The sequence below is a fragment of the Streptomyces sp. NPDC006235 genome (genome assembly GCF_040613735.1).
In the GTDB taxonomy this organism is placed as follows: Bacteria; Actinomycetota; Actinomycetes; order Streptomycetales; family Streptomycetaceae; genus Streptomyces.
This window is the reverse complement of record NZ_JBEXSR010000017.1, coordinates 20,082-28,053: the sequence shown is the minus strand read 5'-3', so window position 1 is coordinate 28,053 and position 7,972 is coordinate 20,082. Positions and strand designations below refer to the sequence as shown.

The following is a 7,972-nucleotide window of genomic DNA, read 5'->3' as shown; positions in this document are numbered from 1 at the left end:
GACGTCGAGCGTCTCCAGCTCGTCCGCGTCGAAGCCCTCGAACGCCTGGTCCACGTCCTGGTCCTTGATGTCCTTGGCGGTCATTCGCTTTCCTTCCGTCGAGCCCGGAGTTCCCTTGCGGGAAATACTCGGACATTGATTTCTGGTTCGCCTTCCGGAATTTCTTTCGTTTCCGTCGGGCTGTGACATCCATAGTGCTCGGGTCGTCATCCCGGCGCCAGGGTTTCCGGGTGCCGGCTGACATTTATCACGGGGCGAATGACTTTTCGTCGCCGCCCTGCTTTCCGGAGCCGTCGAGCGGAATTGCCCATTCAGGGCTGTTCACCATGTGCCATTCCCCGCCCGGGTCCGCGGGCAGCCCCGTCGCCGCGGCCGGCGTACCCAGCAGGAAGTCGCCGACCGAGGACTCCCGGAGGTAGTCCAGGCCCAGCACGCGGGCGGACAGGTCGGCGTCGCCGTTGCCCAGCCCGCAGGGCGCCAGGCCCATCGCCGTGGCCACCAGGTACATCGTCTGGTAGAGCACCCCGGTGTGCCGCAGCGTCGTCGCGTACGCCATGGCCCGGTACTTCCACGCCATACGCTGGAACCGCGAGGTCACCGTGACGAGCACGTCGGGGCGGACCTCGAAGCCCACCGAACGGGACGCCACACCCAGCAGCGCCCGCCGGTCGGCCTCCGCGGCGCTGACGAGGACGAGGCGGTGCGCGTACGAGTCGTAGTGGTAGACGCCCGGCTCCAGCCCGGCGCAGCGCAGCACCGTGACGTACAGCTCCAGTTCGTACAGCGAGCCGCCGCTCGGGTAGGGCCGCGAGACGACCTCGTCCTCGCCCGGCGCGTCCGGGCCGGGCGTGCGGTGCACCCGGACCCGCTGCACCCGGTACAGGAACTCGCCCAGCTCGCGCGCCGTCAACGCCCGCTCCCCGAAGGTGCGGTGGGAGCGGCGGGACTCGACGGCGGCGGTCAGGGACGGGTCGCGGGCGTCGATGTCGGCGCGGCGCGGACGGTACAGCTCGGTGGCGGGGCCCTGCGGCGCGGGCTTCACGGCGGGCTGCGGGTCGATCTCGCCCCGGTAGGGGTAGAGGGCGCCGAAGGCCTCGTCGTAGCGCCCGGAGCGGATACGCGAGTGGAACAGCAGATCGTGGAAGTCCCACTGCCGCAGCACCGGTTCGGTGTCGGAGGCGAACGTGCCGTCCGGGTCGGCGAGCTCGGCGAAGCCGAGACCCACCAGGTGGGACAGGACGTCCAGGGTCTCCGCCTCGCTCAGCCCGGTGGCCTCCCCGGCGCTGCCCGCCCGGCCCGGCTGCCCCAGGGCGGCGGTGAGCTCGCGGGCGGCCCGGTCGACCAGCACGGCGCGGAACGTCACCAGGGGTGACTCCAGGACGAGGACCCCTTCGCGTGAACGGCAGAAGGCGAACCGCGAGAGGCGGACGCGCGCGCCGGCGGCCACGTCCGCGACCCGGTGCCGGGCGTCCCGGGCGGTCGGCTCCAGCCGGACCAGCTCCCGGCGCAGCGGCGGCTCGTCGTGCGTGAGCACGCTGTACGCCAGCAGATGCCCGGCCCGTTCCAGCAGCGCGTCGGCCCGCCGCCGCCCGGCGCCGTCAAGTCCCTCGTACAACTCCTCGCGCGGCAACGGGCCCTCGGCCAGCCGGTGCAGGACGGTGCGCAGCGGGCCGCGCACCGGGCGCAGGGCGAGGGAGGTGACGGGCCCCCGGAGCAGGGCGGTGCCCGTGCTGTCGTCGAACGTCACCCGCACGTCGGTGCGCAGCGCCCGGGCGGCGCACTCGGGGGGTTTCTTCGTGGTCGCGGGAATCATCGGGCCTCCGGTAGGGCTCGCGTGGATCGACCCGGGTGGATCGATTCGGGTGGATCGCCTGTCGAAATCCACTCTGCGGCCCGCTACACCGCCTCCTCGCTCACCGGCCGCACCGAATGACAGTCACCATTCCCTCTCGTGACCGAGGTCATGGAATGCGTGACAGATGACAGGGACGGACTTCAATCGCTCGGACATTCGGCGCCCAAAGCGCATGCTCGGAACACGAATTCCACCCGCAAGCCCACCGACAGAGAAGGAAAACCCCGTGTTCACTCGTCGACATGCGATACGTCTCGGTCTGACCACCGGCGCCGTCGGGGCGGTCGGCGCGGCGGGCGGGGTCTTCCGTACGCTCACCGCCGGACAGCAGGCCGCGGCCGCGACCCCGGCCACCGCGAACGCCGCCGCGGCCGCACCGGTCGAACCCTTCTCCGTGCCGCTGACGATCCCACCGGTCCTGGCCCCGTACCGCCGCACCAGAACCGCCGACTTCTACCGCGTCACGATGCGCCGCGCCGGCGTGGAGATCCTGCCGGGCACCCGCACCGACGCCCTGACCTACAACGGCTCGTTCACGGGCCCCACCATCCGCGCCCGCACCGGCCGGACCACCGTCGTCCAGCAGATCAACCGACTGGACATGCCGGCCTCGGTGCACCTGCACGGCGGCAACAACCCGGTGGCGCACGACGGCGGCATGATGGACACCATCGCGCCCGGCGGCAAGCGGACGTACGTGTACGAGAACGAGCAGCCCGGCGCGACCCTGTGGACGCACGACCACGCGCACCACATGGAGTCCGAGCACGTCTACCGGGGCCTGTCGGGTCTCTACCTGCTGCGGGACCCCGCCGAGGACGCGCTGGGCCTGCCGTCCGGCAGGTACGACATCCCCCTGGTCCTGCGGGACGCGCACTTCGACGCCAACGCGCAGCTGGTCTACACGATGGACGACGCGGAGAACCGCACGACCATCCTGGTCAACGGCAGACCCTGGCCGTACCTGAAGGTCGAGGCCCGCAAGTACCGCTTCCGGCTGGTCAACTCCTGCAACCTGCGCATCTTCGTCCTGGCGCTGTCCGACGGCTCGGCCACCCAGCACCCGGTACGGCAGATCGGCACCGACGGCGGCCTGCTCGCCGCCCCCGCCGAGACACCCGTGCTGGTGCTGTCCCCGGGCGAACGCGCCGACTTCGTCGTCGACTTCTCGAAGTACGCCCCCGGCACCAAGCTCACCCTCGCCAACATGCTGGGCCCCGGCCCGACCGAACTCGTCGGCCAGGTCATGCGGTTCGACGTCGGCGAACGCACCGCCGACACCAGCCGGGTGCCGGACACCCTCGCCACGCTGCCGGCCCTGGCGAAGCCGACCGTGGAGCGCAGCTTCGACCTCTCCATGGACGAGCCCGGCTCCGGCCGCCACCAGGCCTACATCAACGGCAGGACCTTCGACCCCGACCGCATCGACACCCACATCGAGTGGGGCAGCACCGAGGTGTGGACGGTCACCAACAAGAGCGCCACCGTGCCGCACAACTTCCATACGCACCTGGTGCAGTTCCGCATTCTCGAACGGGACGGGCAGCCGCCGTATCCCGCGGAGACCGGCTGGAAGGACACCGTGCTGCTCTTCCCCGGCCAGACGGCCAAACTCCAGCTCACCTTCGATTCGCACCGCGGTGTTTATCCGTACCACTGCCACATGATCGACCACAGTGCCATGGGAATGATGGCGCAAATGAAGATCTCTTGATTTCAGAACCGGTTCCGAACCGTTCTCTTGTTTTCCGGAAAGGAGGACCATGACCAGCGAAGCGATTCCCCGCCCTTACGCCCGCCGCGTTCTCGCGGCACTGGGCCGGGACCCGACCCGTGTCGTCCTGCACCGGCCGGACACGACGGTGACCGCCGGCGCGCTGCGGGCGTCCGTCCTGGGCAGCGCGGCGCTGCTGCACTCCCAGGGCGTCCGTCCCGGCACCACCGTCGCCATCCTCACCGGCCCCAACCACCCGCTGATGCTCAGCGCCCGCTACGCCGTCCATCTGCTCGGCGCCACGTCCGTCTACGTCCGCTCGATGAACCCGCGCACGGACACCGAGACGTTCTCGGTCGCCACCCAGACCGGGCTGCTGCGAGACCTCCGGGTGTCGCTGCTGCTCGTGGACGAGGCGGACGAGGAGAGCGCGGCCCGCGGCCGGTGGCTGGCGCGGCGGCGGCCCGGTCTGACCGTGCGGGCGATCCCGCGCACGGCGGACGGGCACGACACCGTGCCGCCGGCCCTGTCGCCGCGCCCCGACGACCTGGCCGTCGTCGACTTCACCAGTGGCAGCACCGGCCGGCCCAAGATGGTCGCGCAGCGCTACGGCACGCGCGAGCACCTCGTCGGCCGGCTCGCCTCCGGCCTCGACCCGAGGGGACCGGCGACGCTGCTGTCCGTCACACCGGTCAGCCACACCACGGCGCCCATGGCCGACGCCGTGCTGTGCGCGGGCGGCACGGTCGTCCTGCACGACGAGTTCGACGCCGACGCGACCCTGGCGGCGATCGCGGAACTGGGCGTGACGGACGTCTACTTGGCGGTGCCCCACCTGTACCGCCTGCTCGACCACCCGCTCGTCACCTCGTACGACCTGTCGTCCCTGCGCCGCATCACCTACAGCGGCACGCCTGCCGCACCCGAGCGGGTCCGGCAGGCGGTCCGGGTCTTCGGCGACGTACTGATCCAGGTGTACGGCACGACGGAGGCGGGCGGCATCAGCAGCCTCACCCCGCTCGACCACCGCGAGCCGGAACTGCTGGGCTCGGCCGGCCGGCCCTTCCCCTGGGTGCGCGTCGAGATCCGGGCACCGGACTCGGGCACCCCGCTGGGCCGCGGCCAGACCGGCGAGATCTGGATCGACTCGCCGACGGTGTCCGCCGGTTACCTCGACGACGCGGAACTGACCGCGGCGACCTACCGGGACGGCTGGCTGCGCACCGGCGACCTCGGGCACTGGGACCGCTACGGCTACCTCCGTCTGGACGGCCGGGTCGGCGACGTCATCAAACACGGCGGCCTCAAGCTCGACCCGGCCGCCATCGAGGCGGCCCTGCTGAAGCACCCACAGGTGCGCCAGGCGGCCGTGTTCGGAGTGCGCGACGAGGACCTGGTGGAGCAGGTCCACGCCGCCGTCGAACTCCACTCGGGCGCCGGCCACACCTCCTGCGACCTGCGCGACTACGTGGCAGCCACCCTCACCCCGGAACACGCCCCCCTCAGCATCTCGGTCTGGCCCGAACTCCCCCTCACCCCCACGGGCAAACCGGACCGCACCCGGTTGCGCTCCGCCACGGCCCCGGTGCGTCCCCGACCCGCACCGGAACCCGGAAGGGACCCGCGGCCCACGGCACATGCTCCGGCACGGCCGTCCCTGGACGGGGGCCCGGTGGCGCGGCCCTCTCCGGGGGGCCGGGTGGCGCGGTCCTCTCCGGGCGGTCCGGTGGCGCGGTCCTCCCCGGGGGGCCGGGTGGCTCCGCGCCCGACGGGCGGTCTGGCGCCCCTGTCCTCGGCGGGTGGCCTGGCCCGACTGTCCCAGGCGGGGGGCCTGGTGGTTCCGCAGCACGCGGACGGTCCGGCGCCCCAACCTCCGGCGAGCGGTCCGGCGCCACCGTCCCCGGCTCGGGGCCCGGCACCTCCGTCCTCGGCCGGGAGTCCGGTGCCTGTGCGCAGTGGGGACGGAACGGGAGCCCCGCCTTCGGCAGGCGGGGGACCGGGGCCGGAGCCCCGTGAGGGGTGTGGTGCCGGGCCCCCCGGGGCCGGCGGATTCGCCGGAGCAGACGTCCGCCGGGGCACCGAGCCGCGCAGGCGTACCGATCCGCGCAACAGAAAGGGCATCCCATGACCGCGTTCGGCCACTTCGCCAGGGCACTGAGGCTGCGGCGGCTCTACCGCCACAGCACGGCCGGCCTGATGATCACCCCTCTCGACCACTCGATCAGCGACGGACCCCTCGTCCCCAAGGGCACGAGCCTCGACCACCTCGCCGGGCAGCTCGCCGCCGGCGGCGCGGACGCGGTCGTCGTGCACAAGGGCAGCGTCCGCCACATCAGCCCGGAGCGGTTCGCCGCGATGTCGCTGATCATCCATCTCAACGCGTCCACCAGCCAGGCCCTCGACCCCGACGCCAAGTACGTGGTGACGCAGGTCGAGGAGGCCCTCCGGCTCGGCGCGGACGCGGTGAGCGTCCACGTCAACGTCGGCTCCGACGACGAGCGGCAGCAGATCGGCGACCTCGGACGGATCGCCGACGCCTGCGACCGGTGGAACCTGCCGCTGCTCGCCATGGTGTATCCGCGCGGCCCCCGGGTCACCGACCCGCGCGACCCGGACCTGGTGGCGCACGCCGTCACCGTCGCCTCAGACCTGGGCGCGGACCTGGTCAAGACCGTCTTCCTCGGCTCGACCGCGGAGATGCTCGACCTGACCGCGTCCTGCCCGGTGCCCGTCCTGGTCGCGGGCGGTCCCGCGATGCCCACCGAGGAGGACGTACTTGCCTACGTCCGGGACGCCCTGGCCGGCGGCGCCGGCGGGGTGGCGATGGGCCGCAACATCTTCCAGGCCTCCGATCCACGGCGGCTCGCCGCCAAGGTGGCCCGGCTGATCCACCACTTCCCGGAGCAGCACTTCGCCCCGCTCGCCTTCCCGGCCGACGCACACCGGGACGAGCGACTGACCCCCGATCACCTGGACGCCCCGGCCCACCTCGGCGCGCCCGGCTCCCCGCTCGACCGCGACACCCACCACCTTTCCCACGCTTCACACGCGACAGGAGGTCCGCATCATGACGGACGCGAAACTGTGCTGGCTTGACATCCGAGGCGCCGGCACCGCAACCCAGGCCGTTCTCGAAGAGGCCCTGCACCAGCGCATCGACGGCATCGTCGCCGCCGACCCGACCACCTTCACCGGCCTGCCGCCCACCGTCCGCAAGGTCCTGCTCTTCGAGGACGGCCTCGACTCCGTCCCCGCCGACCTGGGCGGAGCCGACCTGGTGGTCGTCCCGGGCCCCCGCGAGGACCGGGCCGCGCTCCAGCAGGCCCACCCGGACGTCGAGTTCGGCCGCTACGTGGAGATCGTCGACGCCGACACCCTGGAGGACGCCTGCCTCGCGGCCCGCCTGGAGCCGTGGAGCGTGCTGGACTTCCGCGACCCCACCAAGATCCCGCTGGAGATCGTGATCGCCGCCGCCACCGGCGCACCCGGCTCGATCATCACCACCGCGTCCAACACCGAGGAGGCCGAGATCGTCTACGGCGTCCTGGAACTGGGCTCGGACGGCGTCCTGATGCGGGCCAACACCGTCGGCGACGCAACGGCCCTGCGCACCGCCGCCACCGCCCGGGGCGGCGAGATCGACCTGGTGGAACTGACCGTCACCCGGACCACGCACATCGGCATGGGGGAGCGGGCCTGCGTCGACACCACGACCCACTTCCGCAAGGACGAGGGCATCCTCGTCGGCTCGCACTCCAAGGGCATGGTGCTGTGCGTCAGCGAGACCCACCCGCTGCCGTACATGCCGACCCGCCCGTTCCGGGTCAACGCCGGCGCGCTGCACTCGTACACCGTCTCGCAGGCCGGCCGCACGCACTACCTGAGCGAACTGCACGCCGGCAGCAAGGTGCTGGCCGTCGACGTCAAGGGCCGCACCCGGCCCGTCAGCGTCGGCCGCGTCAAGATCGAGACCCGGCCGCTGATCTCCATCGACGCGGTCGCCCCCAGCGGGCAGGCGGTCAACCTGATCCTCCAGGACGACTGGCACGTCCGGGTCCTCGGCCCGAACGCGTCGGTCCTCAACTCCACGGAGCTGAAGCCCGGCGACACCATCCTCGGGCACCTGCCCACGGCGGACCGTCATGTCGGCTACCCGATCGACGAGTTCTGCCTGGAGAAGTGAGCGCGGCACCCGACCCGACACCAGACGCCGCAGCGACCGCACGAGCCCCGGCCCCCACCGGCCCGTGCCGAGCGCTCGCCCGGCCCCGCCCCGCCCCGGCACCCCACGTGCCGGGGCCGGCTCACGCACGCCCCCGCCCGACAGGGCCCCCGTATCCGCCACCCACGCGCAACGCCCACCTACCGTCACCCCGCTCCCGGCCCCGGTCCCGCTCCCGGTA

Annotated in this window: 5 protein-coding genes and 1 pseudogene; 4 read left to right on the top strand and 2 right to left on the bottom strand. The window is 72.4% G+C overall.

The features are described from left to right. Both ABZ192_RS20955 and ABZ192_RS20950 read right to left on the bottom strand, forming a co-directional pair. Positions 1-189, bottom strand: a pseudogene (locus tag ABZ192_RS20955) (hypothetical protein); the annotation flags it as partial. Positions 190-247: 58 nt separating this feature from the next. Next, complete coding sequence (locus tag ABZ192_RS20950; protein WP_356925946.1) at positions 248-1,813, bottom strand: SagB family peptide dehydrogenase; 1,566 nt, start codon at positions 1,811-1,813, stop codon at positions 248-250. Positions 1,814-2,081: 268 nt separating this feature from the next. Here ABZ192_RS20950 and ABZ192_RS20945 point away from each other — a divergent pair, with 268 nt between their 5' ends. Genes ABZ192_RS20945 through ABZ192_RS20930 form a run of 4 tightly spaced genes read left to right on the top strand, consistent with a single transcriptional unit; the run spans position 2,082 to position 7,752 of the window. Next, on the top strand, positions 2,082-3,569 hold the full coding sequence (locus ABZ192_RS20945) for a multicopper oxidase domain-containing protein (protein WP_356925945.1): 1,488 nt from the start codon (positions 2,082-2,084) through the stop codon (positions 3,567-3,569). A gap of 49 nt (positions 3,570-3,618) precedes the next feature. Then, on the top strand, positions 3,619-5,697 hold the full coding sequence (locus ABZ192_RS20940) for an AMP-binding protein (protein WP_356925944.1): 2,079 nt from the start codon (positions 3,619-3,621) through the stop codon (positions 5,695-5,697). Further along, positions 5,694-6,665, top strand: coding sequence for a 2-amino-3,7-dideoxy-D-threo-hept-6-ulosonate synthase (locus ABZ192_RS20935; RefSeq protein ID WP_356925943.1), 972 nt, complete (start codon positions 5,694-5,696; stop codon positions 6,663-6,665). The genes ABZ192_RS20940 and ABZ192_RS20935 overlap by 4 nt, the downstream gene beginning before the upstream one ends. After that, on the top strand, positions 6,637-7,752 hold the full coding sequence (locus ABZ192_RS20930; protein ID WP_356925942.1) for a 3-dehydroquinate synthase II: 1,116 nt from the start codon (positions 6,637-6,639) through the stop codon (positions 7,750-7,752). Before ABZ192_RS20935 ends, ABZ192_RS20930 begins: the two co-directional genes overlap by 29 nt. Positions 7,753-7,972: the final 220 nt, after the last annotated feature.